Source organism: Azospirillum sp. NS33 (assembly GCF_059703765.1).
Window position 1 is genome coordinate 56,959 of sequence record NZ_BAAKJB010000011.1, and the last position, 15,427, is coordinate 72,385.

Annotated in this window: 15 protein-coding genes; 6 read left to right on the forward strand and 9 right to left on the reverse strand. The window is 71.3% G+C overall.

The genetic code is table 11. The features are described from left to right. Positions 1-4 precede the first annotated feature (4 nt). Positions 5-1,180, forward strand: a complete 1,176-nt coding sequence (locus AC6H2I_RS11810) for a M20 aminoacylase family protein (protein ID WP_497500833.1) — start codon at positions 5-7, stop codon at positions 1,178-1,180. 93 nt (positions 1,181-1,273) lie between these two features. Continuing rightward, the gene (locus AC6H2I_RS11815) at positions 1,274-2,260 is read left to right on the forward strand and encodes a S1C family serine protease (RefSeq protein WP_497500834.1); all 987 of its coding nucleotides are present in this window, start codon (positions 1,274-1,276) and stop codon (positions 2,258-2,260) included. A 24-nt stretch (positions 2,261-2,284) separates the two neighbouring features. Here the strand turns inward: AC6H2I_RS11815 and AC6H2I_RS11820 are convergent, their stop codons facing one another. The 7 genes from AC6H2I_RS11820 to AC6H2I_RS11850 form a co-directional block, all read right to left on the reverse strand. After that, positions 2,285-2,911 (reverse strand): glutathione S-transferase family protein, encoded by a 627-nt coding sequence (locus tag AC6H2I_RS11820; RefSeq protein WP_497500835.1) that lies wholly within the window; start codon positions 2,909-2,911, stop codon positions 2,285-2,287. Positions 2,912-3,066: 155 nt separating this feature from the next. Next, positions 3,067-3,846 carry a succinate dehydrogenase iron-sulfur subunit gene (locus tag AC6H2I_RS11825; RefSeq protein WP_497500836.1) on the reverse strand — a complete coding sequence of 260 codons (780 nt, stop codon included), beginning with the start codon at positions 3,844-3,846 and terminating at the stop codon, positions 3,067-3,069. A gap of 32 nt (positions 3,847-3,878) precedes the next feature. Further along, a complete protein-coding gene (sdhA, locus tag AC6H2I_RS11830; protein WP_497500837.1) occupies positions 3,879-5,669 on the reverse strand; it encodes a succinate dehydrogenase flavoprotein subunit in 1,791 nt (596 codons plus the stop codon). 6 nt (positions 5,670-5,675) lie between these two features. Continuing rightward, positions 5,676-6,071, reverse strand: coding sequence for a succinate dehydrogenase, hydrophobic membrane anchor protein (sdhD, locus tag AC6H2I_RS11835; protein WP_497500838.1), 396 nt, complete (start codon positions 6,069-6,071; stop codon positions 5,676-5,678). Positions 6,072-6,081: 10 nt separating this feature from the next. Continuing rightward, positions 6,082-6,408 (reverse strand): succinate dehydrogenase, cytochrome b556 subunit, encoded by a 327-nt coding sequence (sdhC, locus tag AC6H2I_RS11840; RefSeq protein WP_497500839.1) that lies wholly within the window; start codon positions 6,406-6,408, stop codon positions 6,082-6,084. A 388-nt stretch (positions 6,409-6,796) separates the two neighbouring features. Next, positions 6,797-7,045 carry a DUF3126 family protein gene (locus tag AC6H2I_RS11845; protein ID WP_497500840.1) on the reverse strand — a complete coding sequence of 83 codons (249 nt, stop codon included), beginning with the start codon at positions 7,043-7,045 and terminating at the stop codon, positions 6,797-6,799. 127 nt (positions 7,046-7,172) lie between these two features. After that, positions 7,173-7,439 (reverse strand): hypothetical protein, encoded by a 267-nt coding sequence (locus AC6H2I_RS11850; protein ID WP_497500841.1) that lies wholly within the window; start codon positions 7,437-7,439, stop codon positions 7,173-7,175. A gap of 135 nt (positions 7,440-7,574) precedes the next feature. On the opposite strand from AC6H2I_RS11850, the gene AC6H2I_RS11855 reads away from it, so the two are divergent. Then, positions 7,575-8,603, forward strand: a complete 1,029-nt coding sequence (locus tag AC6H2I_RS11855) for an aspartate-semialdehyde dehydrogenase (protein ID WP_497500842.1) — start codon at positions 7,575-7,577, stop codon at positions 8,601-8,603. 102 nt (positions 8,604-8,705) lie between these two features. Here the strand turns inward: AC6H2I_RS11855 and AC6H2I_RS11860 are convergent, their stop codons facing one another. Continuing rightward, complete coding sequence (locus AC6H2I_RS11860) at positions 8,706-9,671, reverse strand: mitochondrial fission ELM1 family protein (RefSeq protein WP_497500843.1); 966 nt, start codon at positions 9,669-9,671, stop codon at positions 8,706-8,708. A 180-nt stretch (positions 9,672-9,851) separates the two neighbouring features. On the opposite strand from AC6H2I_RS11860, the gene AC6H2I_RS11865 reads away from it, so the two are divergent. The 3 genes from AC6H2I_RS11865 to AC6H2I_RS11875 all read left to right on the forward strand — a co-directional run bounded on the left by AC6H2I_RS11865 (position 9,852) and on the right by AC6H2I_RS11875 (position 14,195). Beyond that, complete coding sequence (locus AC6H2I_RS11865; RefSeq protein ID WP_497500844.1) at positions 9,852-10,373, forward strand: Lrp/AsnC family transcriptional regulator; 522 nt, start codon at positions 9,852-9,854, stop codon at positions 10,371-10,373. A 355-nt stretch (positions 10,374-10,728) separates the two neighbouring features. Further along, entirely contained in the window at positions 10,729-12,438 is a 1,710-nt protein-coding gene (locus tag AC6H2I_RS11870; RefSeq protein ID WP_497500845.1) for a B12-binding domain-containing radical SAM protein, read from the forward strand. A gap of 44 nt (positions 12,439-12,482) precedes the next feature. Beyond that, on the forward strand, positions 12,483-14,195 hold the full coding sequence (locus AC6H2I_RS11875; RefSeq protein ID WP_497500846.1) for a B12-binding domain-containing radical SAM protein: 1,713 nt from the start codon (positions 12,483-12,485) through the stop codon (positions 14,193-14,195). 79 nt (positions 14,196-14,274) lie between these two features. Here AC6H2I_RS11875 and AC6H2I_RS11880 read toward each other — a convergent pair whose 3' ends face one another. Beyond that, positions 14,275-15,210, reverse strand: coding sequence for a fatty acid desaturase family protein (locus AC6H2I_RS11880; RefSeq protein WP_497500847.1), 936 nt, complete (start codon positions 15,208-15,210; stop codon positions 14,275-14,277). Positions 15,211-15,427 lie beyond the last annotated feature (217 nt).

Below are 15,427 nucleotides of genomic sequence, written 5' to 3' on the forward strand. Positions count from 1 at the left end.
GGGCATGCCGATCATCGAGCGCATCGCCGCACGCCGGGACGACCTGGTGGCCTGGCGCCGCGACATCCACGCCCATCCCGAGCTGGCCTACGAGGAGGAGCGGACCTCGGCGCTGGTCGCCGCGGCCCTGGACTCCTTCGGTGTCGCTGTGCACCGCGGCCTGGGCGGGACCGGCGTGGTGGGCACCCTGCGCGGGCGGGGCGGCGGCAACCGCGCCGTCGGCCTGCGCGCCGACATGGACGCCCTGCCGCTGACCGAGGCCAACGGCTTCGCCCACGCCTCGCGCCATCCCGGCAAGATGCACGCCTGCGGCCACGACGGGCACACCGCCATGTTGCTGGGGGCGGCCCGCCACCTGGCCGAGACGCGCGCCTTCGACGGCACGGTCCATTTCATCTTCCAGCCCGCCGAGGAGGGGCTGGCCGGGGCGCGGCGGATGATGGAGGAGGGGCTGTTCGCGCGCTTCCCGTGCGAGCAGGTCTACGGCCTGCACAACTGGCCGGAGCTGCCGGCCGGCGTCATGGCGGTGCACGACGGGCCGGTGATGGCCGCCGCCGACAAGTTCGTCATCACCGTGACGGGCCACGGCGCCCACGCCGCGATGCCGCACCGCGGCGTCGACCCGGTGCTGGTGGGCGCCCACATCATCACCGCCGCCCAGAGCCTGGTCAGCCGCGGCACCGACCCGCACGACGCCGCGGTGGTGTCGGTGACCTGGGTGGAGGCCGGCACCACCTTCAACATCATTCCCGGCGAGGCGCGGCTGAGCGGCACCATCCGCACCTTCCGCGCCGAGACCCGGGCCCGCCTCCACGAGCAGCTCGCCCGCCTCGCCCGCAGCGTCGCCGCCGGCTTCGGCGCCGAGGCCGAGGTCGAGGTGCTGCCGGGATACCCGGCCACCGTCAACAGCGCGGCGGAGGCCGGACTGGCGGCGGCGGCGGCGGCCGCGGTGGTGGGCGGCGAGCGGGTGCGGCGCGACGCGCCGCCCTCCATGGCGGCGGAGGATTTCGGCTTCATGCTGCAGCAGCTCCCCGGCTGCTACGCGTGGCTGGGCCAGGGTGGCGAGGGCGGCTGCCTGCTGCACAACCCCGGCTACGACTTCAACGACGACATCCTGGTGACCGGCGCGTCCTACTGGGTCACGCTGGTCGAGACGGCGCTGCCCCTGGCGCCGGGCTGAGGGCGGCGCCCCCTGTTCAGGCGCGCCGGGAACGCCCACCTACGGGAAAGAGGACGGACGGCGCCGCCGTCCCGTGGATCAAGGAGGCGAGCGATGCGACCGACCGACGGCTGGCGGATCCCGCCAGAGTTCCAGCCCGACCCCGCGGCGCTGCCCTATGACCTGGAGCGCGCCCTGTCCTCGGTGGTGATGCTGCGCACCACGGTGGCCGAGGACGCTTTCACCGCCGAGGCGCTGGGGACGGAGCGGACCGGGCAGGGCGTGGTGATCCGCGACGACGGGCTGGTGCTGACCATCGGCTATCTGGTGGTTGAGGCCGAGGAGGTGTGGCTGACCACCAGCGACGGCCGCGCCGTGCGCGGCGACGTGATGGCCTACGACCACATCAGCGGCTTCGGCCTGGTGCGCCCGCTGGGCCGCCTCGGCCTGCCGGCGCTGGCGATGGGCGACGCCGCCGCGGTGCGGACGGGCGACCCGGTGGTGGTGGCCGGGGCCGGCGGGCGGATGCACGCGCTGGCGGCGCGGGTGGTGGCCCGCCAGGAGTTCGCCGGGTACTGGGAATACCTGCTGGAGGACGCCCTGTTCACCGCCCCGGCGCACCCGTTCTGGGGCGGCACCGCGGTGCTCGGCCCCGACGGCGCGCTGGTCGGCATCGGCTCGCTCCAGCTCCAGTACCAGGCCGACGGGGACGGGGAGCGGGTGACGCCGCTCAACATGTGCGTCCCCATCGACCGCCTGGCGCCGATCCTGGACGACCTGCTGACCCTGGGCCGCGTGGCGGGACCGGCGCGGCCGTGGCTGGGCGCCTATTTCGCCCAGGACGAGGCGGGGCGCATCGTTCTGGCCGGGCTGGCTGGCGACGGCCCGGCGCGGCGCGCCGAGCTGCGCGCCGGCGACGTGGTACGGGCGGTGGCCGGGGAGCCCGTGGGCACCCTGGGCGAGCTCTACCGCGCCCTGTGGGCGGTCGGCCCGGCCGGCGTCGACGTGCCGCTGACGGTGGAGCGCGAGGGCGACGTCTTCGACCTGCGCGTCGGCTCCGCCGAGCGCGAGCGGTTCCTGAAGACGGGGCCGGTGCACTGAGGGGTCGGCGGCCGCGGGTTCCCCCTACGCGTTGACCGAGAACGGCTGCACCACGCCCGCGAACGCCGCCTGCGCCTCGCAGGCGGCGGCGTGGGCGGTCAGCGCGGGCCAGCGGCCGGGGTCGAGGACGCCGGGGTGGGCCTCGCCGACGAAGCGCAGGGCGCAGGCCACCGCCACGTCGGCGTGGGTCGGGGCGGTGCCGAACCACCATGGCCCGGGGCGGCCCGCGCGGTCGGCCTCCAGGGCATCAAGCACGGCGCCGATCTGGCCGGTGCAGCGGCCGACCCACAGCGCCGAGCGCTGCTGGTGCAGCACCCGCTCGTAGACCAGGCTCACCGCCTTGTCGGCCAGACCGGTGGCCAGCGCGCAGACCTTCAGCACCCGCCGCCGCTCCGCCCCCTGGCGGGGCACCAGGGCCCGCTCCGGGCCGGCCAGCTCGTCCAGGTGGTCGAGGATGGCGCCGCTCTCGATCAGCGCCTCGCTGTCGTCCAGCACCAGGGTCGGCACCCGGGTCAGCGGGTTGAAGGGGGCGATGGCGGCGGCGTCGGAAAAGACCGACCACGGCCGGTGCTCGTAGGCCAGGCCGTAGAGCCGCAGGGCCACCGCCACCCGGCGCACGAAGGGGGAGTCGTACTGGCCGATCAGGATCATCGGGGGCTCCGCGCACGGGCCGCGCCGGGTGGCGCGGCGGTCCGGGGGCCAGCATAGCGCCGCCGGTGCCGTGGGGGAACGGGGCCGGACGCGGACGAGGCGCCCCGGGGGGCGCCTCGCCGTGTCGTGTCACCTCCGGGAACGGCGGTGCGGGCTCAGCGCCGCACCACCATCAGCTTCTTGATCTCGGCGATGGCCTTGGCCGGGTTGAGGCCCTTCGGGCACGACTTGGTGCAGTTCATGATGGTGTGGCAGCGGTAGAGGCGGAACGGGTCCTCGAGGTTGTCGAGGCGTTCGCCCGTCATCTCGTCGCGGCTGTCGACGATCCAGCGGTAGGCCTGGAGCAGGATCGACGGCCCGAGATAGCGGTCGCTGTTCCACCAGTAGCTGGGGCAGGAGGTGGAGCAGCAGAAGCACAGGATGCACTCGTAGAGGCCGTCCAGCTTGGCGCGGTCCTCGGGCGACTGCAGGCGCTCGCGGTCGGGCGGGGCCGGGGACTGGCTCTGCAGCCACGGCTTGATCGAGGCGAGCTGGGCGTAGACGTGCTTGAGGTCGGGGACCAGGTCCTTGACCACCGGCATGTGCGGCAGCGGGTAGATCTTGACGTCGCCCTTCACCTCGTCGATGGCCTTGAGGCAGGCCAGGGTGTTGGTCCCGTCGATGTTCATCGCGCAGGACCCGCAGATCCCCTCGCGGCACGAGCGGCGGAAGGTCAGGGTCGAGTCGAGGGTGTTCTTGATGTAGATGATCGCGTCCAGGATCATCGGGCCGAACTTGTCGAGGTCGACCACGAAGCTGTCGACCCGCGGGTTCTGCCCGTCGTCCGGGTTCCAGCGGTAGATCTTGAAGGTCTTGGTGCGCTTGGCGCCCGTCGCGGCGTTGACCGTCTTGCCGACGCCGACCCGGGAATTGGCGGGAAGGTTGAATTCGACCATTGTTGTGCGTCCTTGCCTGCGTTCCGGGGCCGTTAGTAGACGCGCGCCTTGGGCGGGAACACGTCGACCTCGTCGGTCAGGGTGTAGAGGTGGACCGGGCGGTAATCGATGGTGACCGCGCCCGTCTCCGCCACCCAGGCCACGGTGTGCTTCATCCAGGTGTCGTCGTCGCGGTTGGGGAAGTCCTCGCGGGCGTGGGCCCCGCGGCTTTCCTGGCGGTTGCGCGCCGAGTTCATGGTGACCGTCGCCTGGTAGAGCAGGTTGTCCAGCTCGATCGCCTCGACCAGGTCGGAGTTCCAGACCAGCGAGCGGTCGGAGACGCCGACCTCGCCCTTCTTGGCGAAGGCCTCGCCGATCAACCGGCTCCCCTCCTCCAGCACCTCGCCGGTGCGGAAGACGGCGCAGTTGTTCTGCATCACCTTCTGCATCTCCAGCCGCAGCTCCGACACCTTGATGGGGCCCTTGGCGTTGCGCAGGCGGTCGAGGCGCTCCAGCGCCCGGTCGGCGCCGTCGGCCGGCAGCGGCTTGTGGGACCGGGCGTCGGCCACCAGCTCGGCGGCGCGGATGGCGGCGGCGCGGCCGAACACCACCAGGTCGAGCAGGGAGTTGGAGCCCAGCCGGTTGGCGCCGTGCACCGACACGCAGGCCGCCTCGCCGATCGCCATCAGGCCGGGCACCGTGGCGTCGGGGTTGTCGGCGGTGGGGCGCACCACCTCGCAATGGACGTTGGTGGGGATGCCGCCCATGTTGTAGTGCACCGTCGGCAGCACCGGGATCGGCTCCTTGGTCACGTCGACGCCGGCGAAGATCTTGGCCGTCTCGGCGATGCCGGGCAGGCGCTGGTGGATGATCTCCGGCGGCAGGTGCTCCAGGTGCAGGTGGATGTGGTCCTTGTGCGCCCCCACCCCGCGGCCCTCGCGGATCTCGATGGTCATGGAGCGCGAGACCACGTCGCGCGACGCCAGGTCCTTGGCCGACGGCGCGTAGCGCTCCATGAAGCGCTCGCCGTTGGAGTTGGTGAGGTAGCCACCCTCGCCGCGCACGCCCTCGGTGATCAGGCAGCCCGAGCCGTAGATGCCGGTGGGGTGGAACTGCACGAACTCCATGTCCTGCATGGGCAGGCCGGCGCGCAGCACCATCCCGCCGCCGTCGCCGGTGCAGGTGTGGGCCGAGGTGGCCGAGAAGTAGGCGCGGCCGTAGCCGCCGGTGGCCAGCACCGTCTCGTGGGCGCGGAAGCGGTGGATGGTGCCGTCGTCCATGTTCAGGGCGACGACACCGCGGCAGGTCCCGTCGGCGTCCATGATGAGGTCGAGCGCGAAGTACTCGACGAAGAACTCCGCCTCGTGCTTCAGCGACTGCTGGTAGAGGGTGTGCAGGATGGCGTGGCCGGTGCGGTCGGCCGCCGCGCAAGTGCGGTAGGCCTGGGTCTTGCCGTACTGGGCCGTCATGCCGCCGAAGGCGCGCTGGTAGATCTTGCCCTCGGGCGTGCGCGAGAACGGCACGCCGTAGTGCTCCAGCTCGATGATCGCCGGGATCGCCTCGCGGCACATGTACTCGATGGCGTCCTGGTCGCCCAGCCAGTCCGACCCCTTGACGGTGTCGTACATGTGGTAGCGCCAGTCGTCCTCGCCCATGTTGCCGAGTGCGGCGGAAATGCCGCCCTGGGCCGCCACGGTGTGGGAGCGGGTCGGGAACACCTTGGTGATGCAGGCCGTCTTCAGCCCCTTCTCGGCCATGCCGAAGGTGGCGCGCAGGCCGGCGCCCCCGGCGCCGACGACGACGACGTCATAGGTGTGGTCGGTGATCGGGTATGCGGTCGCCATGGCGGGTCAGGCTCCGAAGGTCAGCTTGAGGACGGAGACGATGCAGATCGCCGCCAGCGCGTAGAGGACGAGCTTGGTCGCGATGATCGCGCCGACCTTCGCCCACTCCATGTGCACATAATCCTCGAAGACGACCTGCATGCCCGCCGCGGCGTGGTGGAAGCCCACGGCGATGAACAGGATCATCATGGCCGCCGAATAGGGCGACCGCAGCCACTCCACCATCTCCGCGTGGTCGGCGCCGAGATGCATGATGACGGCGATGACGAACCACAGGGTCAGCGGGACCAGGGCGATCGCCGTCAGGCGCTGGTGCCACCAGTGGTCGGTGCCGTGCTTGGCCGACCCCAGGCCGCGGGCGCGCCCCAACGGGTCGCGCAGGGTGTTGTCGTGTGCGCTCATGCTCCGCCCCTCACCACGCGATCAGGCCGACGATCCAGGCCAGCACCGTCAGGGCCAGCGAGGAACCGGCGACGATGTAGGCCCCCATCTCCGCGTTCGGCAGGTCGAGCGCGCTCCCGGTGTCCCACACCAGGTGGCGGATGCCGTTGCCGAGATGGTAGAAGAGCGCCCAGGTCCAGCCGAACATCAGCAGAAGGCCGAACCAAGAGCCGATGAATCCCTGGGCCGTGGCGAACGCGTCCGGCCCGGCGGCGGCCGCGATCAGCCACCAGGCCAGCAGAAGCGTTCCGAAGGTCAGCCCCACGCCCGTGATGCGGTGCGTGATGGACAGGGCCATCGTCCACTCGAATCGATACACCTGTAGATGCGGTGATAGCGGCCGACTGCTGCCGTTTGCCATTCTTGTGCGTCCTCTGTTCGGCTGCCGAGGGCGGCGCGGGTTGGGGCTGCCGCAGCGGCGGGTCAACACCTTGCTCGCATGTGCGAAATGTTTTGGCGACCTCGTTTACGCCTCTCACCCCCCCGAGTCAACGCGCCGACCCGAAAGTGCAGGTCTGAATCTAGCACCTTCGGGCAGGTATTCGATGGTGCGCCGACAACACCGCGCCAAGACGCCGCAATCGCGGCTGCGACTGCAACTCATGCGCAGCTCATGGCGGCCGGACCGAGGGCCGACCGGCTCCCGGTGGCCCGGCTTCCCGGTGGCCCGGTCCGCGGTGGTCCGGTCAGCGGCGGCGCGGCGGGCCGGCCTCGGGCAGGTCCTCCTCCAGGATCACCATGTGCAGGGCGTAGGAGACCTCGCCCTCGTCCACGTCGCGGTGCAGCGTCCCGATCAACTCGCCGGCGCAGGTCACCTCGGCGGACTGCCCCGCCTTGGCCTGCGGTTCCACGGTGATGGTGGAGTTGCCGAAGGTCTGGCGCAGATAGGCCTGGACGCGGGCGATCTCGGTGTCGGTCATTTTGGCGGGCGGCATGACGGTGGCTGTCCCTTTCCTGTCGTTCTGGTGTTTCCGTACCATATGGGAGGCGGCGGCTCCGGGGAAACGCCGGATGCCGGGCCGGGCGTCGCGGGCGCGGCGCGTCAGGTCCTGTCGACGCGCGTCACGTCTTGTCGAAGCGTTTCACGTTGTCGACCATCATCGTGTACATCTGCGAGATGAGGTCGGCCGGGCGAAGGCGGCCGAAGGGGATGTTCTCCTTGGCCCACTCGACCAGCCCGTCGGGGGGGCGCGACGGCACCACCTCGTAGCCGGTCTTCTTCAGGGTCGCAAGCACGGCGCGGGCCTGCTTGGTGTAGTCCTCGTTGAAGAAGGACTTGTCGGCGTCCTTGATGGCCTTGGCGATCAGGTCCTCAACCGGGGTCGGCATCGCGTCATCTCACTCCACGCCGGGCGAACGGGCGTCCACACCTCACCGGGCGCGCCGTCGGGGGGATTGTTGCATTTCCCCGGGTAAGCGAATAGGTCAATCCAGCGTCCGTTTCCAGCAGAAGGAGCCTTTCCCATGGGCCGCAAGGGCTACAAGATCGCCGTCGTCGGCGCCACCGGCAACGTCGGGCGCGAGATGCTGGCCACCCTGGCGGCGCGGGACTTTCCCGCCGGCGAGGTGGTGGCCCTGGGCCTGGCCGGCGCGGTCGGGCGCGAGGTCTCGTACGGCGACCGCAAGGTGCTGACGGTGCAGGACCTCGACCGCTTCGACTTCCGCGGCACCGACCTCGTGCTGGCCTCGCCCAGCGCGGAGGTGGCGGCCGGTTTCGCGCCCAAGGCCGCGGCGGCGGGCGCGGTGGTGATCGACAACACCGAGCACTGGCGCATGGACCCGGACGTGCCGCTGGTGGTGCCGGAGGTGAACCCCGAGGCGCTGGCCGGCTACACGCGCAAGCGCATCGTCGCCAACCCCAGCGCCTCGACCATCCAGATGGTGGTGGCGCTCAAACCCCTGCACGACCTCGCCACGGTGACCCGGGTGGTCGTCTCCACCTACCAGGCGGTGTCCGGCGTCGGCAAGGAGGGGATGGACGAACTGTTCAACCAGACCCGCGCCATCTATGTGAACGACCCGCTCGACACCTCGATCTTCCCCAAGCAGATCGCCTTCAACGTGATCCCCCACATCGACCGTTTCATGGAGGACGGCACGACGCGCGAGGAGTGGACGATGATGGCCGAGACCAAGAAGATCCTCGACCCCCGCATCAAGGTGACGGCGACCTGCGTGCGCGTGCCGGTGTTCATCGGCCACGCCGGGGCGCTGACCGTGGAGTTCGCCGACCCCATCGAGGCCGACGAGGCGCGCAAGGCGCTGCGCCGTGCCCCCGGGGTCATCGTCATGGACCGCCACGAGCCCGGCGGCTACATCACGCCGGCGGACACCGCCGGCGACGACGCGGTCTACGTCAGCCGCATCCGCGAGGACGCCACGGTGGACAACGGCCTGTCCCTGTGGTGCGCGACCGACAACCTGCGCAAGGGCGCCGCGCTCAACGCCGTCCAGATCGCCGAACTCCTGGTGACCGAGCATTTCGACACCTGAGCGGGTGTCGGACGGCGGGGGAGGACCGGAGGACCGGAGGATCGGGCGATGGAGGGGCGCCGTGCTCCCCTCGTCCCGGCCGGGGACTCGGCGGTCCCGGGATCAGGGCCCCTGGCGGGCGGCGAGGCGGCGGCGGATCTCGGCGGCGACGCGGGCGGTGTCGTCGAACGGCTGGTAGGTCCACGTCTCGAGGGCGCCGGTGAAGGGCCGGGCGATGCCGTCGGCGTAGAGCCGGTCGAGGAAGGCGCGGAACTTGGGGGAGCCGCCCTCCAGCTCGATCACGTGGACCGGCTTGCCGGTGAAGCAGGCCTCCGACACCATGGACACGCTGTCGCAGGTGACCACCACCGCGTCGGCCAGGGCGAGGTAGGCGAAATACGGGTTCTCGCCGGTGCCGTCCCACACCTCCGCCGGCAGGCCGGCGAGGCGGGCCCGCAGGATCGCCTCGTTGTCGGCGCCGGTGCGCCGCGACGGCGTCACCATCAGCCCCGCCCCGCGCGCGGCGGCGAGGTGCGCAAGCTTGTCCGCCAGGTCGCCCACGACGGTGGGGGTGAGATGGTAGACGCCGTTGCTGCCGCCCACCAGCACCGCCACCCGCGGCCGCGGCAGGGCGGCGAGGCGGGCGGCATGGCGGGCGCCCGCGGCGTCGAGCATGGCGCGGGTCACCCGGTGCAGCGCGCCGCGGGTGGTGATCACGTTGGCGCCGCGCAGGCGGTCGTGCTCGGGCACCACCACCAGGCCGAAGTGGCGCGGGGCGATCTGCGGGTCCTGGATGCGCACGGTGAAGGTCCGCCCGCGCGAGCCGCGCCGCGCCGCCAGGGCCGCCGGGTTGCTCTGCCGGCCGATGGCGATGAGGATGTCGGGCCACGGGGGGGCGACGGGGTCGCTGTCCTCGGCGAAGGCGAAGCGGTTGCCGATCCGCAGGAACGGGGTCAGCTGCTTCCACGGGCTGCGCAGCCGCACCCGTTTGACCACCGGCTCGATTCCCAGGGCCTCGGCCAGGCCCACCCCCTGGTTCTCCATCCCGGCGGCGCCTTCGGTGACAACCCAGCAGCTCAGGTCTTGCATCGCGGTCTCGTCTCATTGGCGGGTGCGGCGCGCAGCGCACGGCTGGTGGTGGCGCCGGCCCGGATGTTCGTCAAAAAGGTGTCGGATTTGGCGGCCAAGGCCGGGTTCCGGCTTGGCGTTGCGCCGGGTGCCGTGTAATATCCTTTCTCAGACCATCCCCCGGAGCCAATCGAGAACACCATGCGGCGGGTCAAACTCGACCGAATCGACCGGCGCATCCTGCGCGACTTGCAGAACGACGGCCGGATGACAAACGTAGAGCTGGCGCGGCGCGCCGGCATTTCGGCTCCACCCTGTCTGAGGCGTGTGCGCGCCCTGGAGGAGTCGGGCTTCATACGCGGCTATCACGCGGACATCAATCCCGATGCGCTGGGCTTCGGGGTGACGGTGTTCGCCCAGGTCGGCCTGTCCAGCCAGGCGGAGGCGGACCTCAAGAAGTTCGAGGATCTGGTGAACAGCTGGGCGATGGTGCGTGAGTGCAACATGCTGGCCGGCGAGTTCGACTTCCTGGTCAAGGTGGTTGCCGAGGACTGGGACGACTACCAGCGCTTCCTGACCACCAAGCTGACCTCGGCGCCCAACGTCGCCCACGTCAAGTCGGCGCTGTCGATCCGCTGCTCCAAGCACCTGCCGGGCGTGCCGATCGACGTGGATTCGCCCGACATCCCCGACTCCCTGGGCGACGACGACGACGAGGAGTAGGCGGCCGTCGGGCCGCTGGGCCGCTGGGCCGCCGCGCCGGTTCAGCCGGGTTCGGAAGCCGCCTTCGGGCGGCTTCCGTCGTTTCAGGCATTGCCGGTTATCGTCGATGATCACCCGCACCCGTCGCCGTGTCGAAGACCCCCCGACACCGCCCAAGGACAATGATGGCGGGGGGCGGCCGTGAGCTCTCTTCTGGCGCGGATGGCGAAGATCTGGGCGGTTTCAGCCCGGTGTCTGTCGAGAGATTAGGGTTTTTCCTCCCGGCCGTGTGTGGTCAACTGATTGGCAGGGGCGCGTCCAGAGAGGCCGGCGTCCGCGACGCCGTCCACGACCGACCGCCGCTGGTGGAGCCGCCATGCCCGACACCTTCCACCTCGTCCTCATCAAGCCGTCGCGCTACGACGACGACGGCTACGTGGTGCAGTGGCGTCGGGCGGTCTATCCGTCCAATTCCCTGTCGGCACTGAACGCCCTGGCCGAGGACTGCGCGGCACGGCGCGTCCTGGGGCCCGGCGTGGACATCGTCGTCGAGACCCACGACGACCAGGTCGGCCTGCCGTCGATGGCGGCGATGATCCGCCGGTTGAAGGCGGCGCGCGGCGGGGCGCTGGTGGGGATCGTCGGCGGCCACAGCGCGCAATTCCCCCGCGGCGCCGACCTGGCGCGGCGGTTCCGGGCCGCCGGGGTGCCGGTGGTGATGGGCGGCTTCCACGTGTCGGGCACCCTGGCCACCCTGCCGGAGCCGCCGCCCGAGCTGCGGGCGATGCTGGAGATCGGCGTGAGCCTGTTCGCCGGCGAGGCGGAGGGGCGTTTCGAGGGGCTGCTGCGCGACGCCCGCGACGGCCGCATGCCGCCCATCTACAATTACGGTGCCGACCTGGTCGACCTGGCCCAGGCCAAGCCGCCGTACCATCTGCCCGCCAACGTCGAACGCCGCCTCGCCCTGCCGCTCGACCCCATCGACCCCATCGAGGCGAGCCGCGGTTGCCCCTTCACCTGCAGCTATTGCACGGTGATCAACGTCCACGGCCGCCGCGCCCGGGCCCGCGACGCCGAGACCATGGCCGATGTCGTCCGCCACAGCGTGGCGCGCGGGCGCAAGCGCTTCCTGTTCACCGACGACAATTTCTCCCGCAACCGCAACTGGCGCGAGATCCTGACCGCGCTGGCCCGGCTGCGCGAGGACGAGGGGCTGGACTTCAGCCTGATGTTCCAGATCGACACCCAGGCGGACCGCGACCCCGACTTCATTCCGCTGGCCGTGCGCGCCGGGGTCGCCCAGGTGTTCGTCGGCATGGAGAGCATCAACGCCGACAGCCTGGCGACGGTCAGCAAGAAGCACAACCAGGCGGACCGCTACCAGCCCTTCTTCCTGGCCTGGAAGAAGCATGGCGTGGTCACCATGGCCGGCTACATCGTCGGCTTCCCCACCGACACCCCGGACAGCATCCGCCGCGATCTGCGGACCATCCAGCAGACCCTGGCCATCGATCTGCTCTACCCCTTCATCCTGACGCCGCTTCCGGGCTCGGCCGACCACGCCGCCTTGTGGACGCGCGGGGCGCCCATGGACCCCGACCTGTCGCGCTACACCACCTGCCACTCGACCACGCCGCACCCGCACATGAGCACGGCGGAGCTGGAGGGCGTCTACCACGAGGCCTGGCGCCACTATTACGACGACGCCCACACCGCCCGCATCCTGCGCCGCCACCTGGCGCTGGGCGGCCGCCTCGACCAGTTGCTCCCCTTCCTCCTGGTGGCGCGCGCCACCTTCGACATCGAGAACATCCATCCCTTCGAGATGGGGCTGCTGCGCATCCGCGACCGCCGCGAGCGCCGGCCGGACCTGCCGCGCGAGGCGGCGGTGCCGTTCGCCCTGCGCCGCGTGTGGACGGTGCTGTCCTCCCAGGCCCGCTGGGGCTGGGAGTGGCTGCGGCTGGAACGGCTGGCCCGCCGGGCCCGGCGCGTCCCGGGCCCGCCGGACGCCGCCGACCCGGCGCTGGCCGGCCTCACCGCCACGGTGCCCACCGACGAACGACCGCGAAAATCCGCCGTGGCGTGACGCCGCCGCGTCCCGCCGCCGCACAGCCACAGGGTGTCAGCGCCATGCCCCAGACCTTCCACGTGATCCTCATCAAGCCGGTCCGCTACGACGAGACCGGCTATCCCATCCAGTGGCGGCGCATCGTCTATCCGTCCTTCTCGCTGTCGCTGCTCAACGCGCTGTTCGAGGACTGCGGGGCACGGCGCGTGCTCGGGCCGGATGTGGAGATCGTCGTCGAGGCGCACGACGACCAGTGCGGCCTGCCGCCGGTGGAGGCGATGATCGGCCGCATCAAGGCGGCCTCGGCGGGCGGGCTGGTGGCCATCGTCGGGGTGCACACCGCCCAGTTCCCACGCGGTGCGGCGATCGTGCGCCGGTTCCGGGACGCCGGCGTGCCGGTCGTGATCGGCGGCTCGCACGTGTCGGGCTGCCTGACCTCGCTGCCCGACCCGGCGCCCGAGCTGCAGGAGATGCTGGATCTCGGCGTCAGCCTGTTCGTCGGCGAGGCGGAGGAGCGGCTGGACGAGGTGCTGCGCGACGCGCACGCCGGAACCCTGAAGCCGATCTACAACTACGGCGGTGTGTCGGTGAACATGGAAACGGCGCTGCTGCCGCAGCGCGTGCCGGTGAACGTCGACCGCCGCCTGCCGATCGTGCTCGATCCCATCACCCCGGTGGAGGCCGGGCGCGGCTGCCCGTTCACCTGCTCGTTCTGCACCGTCATCAACGTCCACGGCCGCAAGCCCCGCTCGCGCACCGCCGAGGCGGTGGCCTGCTTCATCCGCACCAGCGTGGCCCGGCGGCGCACCCGCTTCCTGTTCACCGACGACAATTTCGCCCGGAACGAGAACTGGCGGTCCATCCTGGAAACCCTGGTCCGGCTGCGGGAGGAGGAGGGGCTGACGTTCAGCTTCATCATCCAGGTCGACACCCAGAGCGACCGCAACCCGGACTTCATCCCCCTGGCGGTGCGGGCCGGCTGCGTGCAGGTCTTCGTCGGCATGGAGAGCATCAACCCCGAAGCCCTGCGCGGGGTCAGCAAGAACCACAACGCCGTGCAGCGCTACCAGCGGTTCTTCGCCACCTGGAAGCGCCACGGCGTCGTCGTCATGTGCGGCTACATCATCGGCTTCCCGACCGACACGGCCGACAGCGTCCGCCGCGACCTGGAGACCATCAAGCGGGAGCTGGCGGTCGATCTGCTCTACACCTTCATCCTGACGCCGCTGCCCGGCTCCAACGACCACGCGGTGCTGGCCAAGCGTGGCGTTCCCATGGACCCCGACCCGTCGCGCTACACCACCTTCCACACCACCACCGCGCACCCGCACATGAGCGGGCCGGAGCTCGAGGCGCTCTACCGCGAGACCTGGCGCATCTCCTACGACGACGCCCACACCGAGCGGGTGATCCGCCGCCACCTCGCCTGCGGCGGCAACCTGGACGATCTCACCCCCTTCCAGCTCGTGGCCCGCGGCGCCTTCGCCATCGAGGACGTGAACCCCGCCGAATACGGCATCGTCCGTGTCAAGCGGCGCCACGAACGCCGCCCCGGGATGCCCCGCGAGCCGCTGGCGGTGTTCCTGGCCGGCCGGCTGCGCGCGGTGACGGTGGCCCAGGCGCGGTGGGTCTGGTCCTGGATCCGGCTGGAGCGCCTGGTCCGCCGGGCGCGGCGGACGGTGGCGCAGGGGCTGGCCGACCCGACCCTGGCGATGGACGCCGCGGTGGAGCCGGCGGAGTCCTTCGACGTCCCGCTGGAACGGGCGGCGGGCTGACCTGTCCCACGGGGTGGTCTGGTGGGGTGGGCCGGCGGTCCGCGTGGTCGCGGCGGGTGGCTGCCCGCCAGGCCGCCCGCTAGCCCGCTGCGGCCGCGGTGTTCGGCCGCGGTCCCCGCACCGCCTGCCAGAACGGGATCACGTTGGCGGTGTAGGCCGGATCGCCCTGCGCCTTCAGCTCCCGGTGGAGCCGCCCCAGCCGGTGGTAGGGAACGCCCGGGTACATGTGGTGGGCCGTGTGGAAGCGCAGGCCCAGGGGCTGAAGCAGGGCGGCCAGCGGCGCCTCCACCGTGAAGCTGTCCAGCACGTGGTCGCGCGCGTCGGTGCGCTCCACGTGGCCCTCCATCCGGTGCTCCAGGGGAATGCGCAGCGTGGTCAGCATCCAGCCGCCCACCTGCACCAGATACATCAGCGGCAGCGTCGCCGGCAGCAGGGCGGCGTAGACGGCCCACATCGCCAGGTGGATGCGGCTGAGGCGGGTGATCCCCGGGCGGTGAACCGCCTCCACGTCGCTTCCCATGGTGAAGCCATGGCGCCGCAGCAGCCGTTCCAGACGATCCTCGGCGTCGACGCCCAGGCTGGCCGTCACCGTCAGGCACAGGTTGAGCACGGGCATCACGAAGGGGGCGACCAGCACCACCACCACCATCAGCGCCGGGTCGGTCCGCAAGGGCAGGTACTGGGGGTCGTCGCGGGTGCCGAACACGCCGATGGAGTGGTGGGTCAGGTGTGGCTTGAAGAAGCGCGCCGCCGGCATCAGAACCACGGCGCCGAGGGTGAGGTTCCACAGCCGCGTGAAGGCCGCCATGCGCGGGTCGCGGTGGCGGTGGGTGATCTCGTGAACGAAGGCGCCGGCGCGGTAGAGGGCGGCCACGCTGACGGCGAAGGCGAGGACGGCGAGCGGGCCGCTGGCGGCGACGCATCCGGCGAAGCCGGCCAGGAAGGCGGCCAGGGACAGGCCGAAGTCCCCGTAGTAGATCGCCATGTTGGCATCGTAATAAGACTTGTCGATCATCCGGAATCCGCTCATGTGCCCAGTCGTCCGGCGCCCTGCCGGGACACTGTAGAAGCGATATCCTCGCGTCCGCAATGCCGATGCATGCCGCGCCCGGCGGGTCCGCGGCAGCGGGGACCGTGGCGCCCCGCTTGACCCATCGGCATCGGCCGCTATCCTGCAACCGGCGACCGCCACCCGCGTGGTCGGCCCGGTGGCCGGCGACCCTGCGGGGCGC